1 protein-coding gene is annotated in these 660 nt (G+C 64.2%); it reads right to left on the reverse strand.

Annotated elements, in window-relative coordinates:
- Positions 1 to 660 (reverse strand): calcium-binding protein (locus CAG41_RS28080; RefSeq protein WP_139835016.1); only part of this gene is annotated, 660 nt, incomplete at both ends.

A 660-nucleotide genomic window follows, 5' to 3' on the forward strand; every position in this document is an offset into this window, starting at 1 on the left:
CGTCGCTGGCCGAAGGGCCCTGCTCGATGACCACATCGCCGACGTTGTCGACGACATAGCTGTCGTTGCCGGCGCCGCCTTCCATGATGTCCGCGCCGGTGCCGCCGTTGAGGGTGTTGTCGTCGCTGTTGCCGATCAGGGTGTTGTTCAGGGCGTTGCCGTAGACGGTGAAGACACCCGCCCCGGTCAATGCGACATTCTCGATGTTCTGCAGGCTGCTGCGGTTCAGGTCGACGGTGCTGCCGAAGGTGGCGTTTGCGTTGTACTCGATGACCAGCATATCGGTGCCTTCGTTGGCCAGCTCTTGAACCAGGTCCAGCTCGCGTTCGCGGTCGATGCCGTAGGCGTCGTTGCCCTTGCCGCCGATCAGGGTGTCCACGCCCGCGCCGCCGACCAACTGGTTGTCGCCGTCGTTGCCGATGATGACGTTGTCCTGGTCGTTGCCGATGCCGTAGATGTTGCCGGTGCCGGTCAGGGTGAGGTTCTCGACGTTGGCGCTGAGGGTGTAGTTCACGGAGGCGCGGACGGTGTCGACTTCGCCGTACAGGCGGCTGGTCTCGATGACCACGTCGCCGACGTTGTCGACGATGTAGGTGTCGTTGCCCAGTCCGCCGATCATGATGTCGGCGCCGGCGCCGCCGTCCAGCACGTTGTTGCCGT

This window comes from Pseudomonas sp. B35(2017), from assembly GCF_002113645.1.
Classification (GTDB): Bacteria; Pseudomonadota; Gammaproteobacteria; order Pseudomonadales; family Pseudomonadaceae; genus Aquipseudomonas; species Aquipseudomonas ekonensis.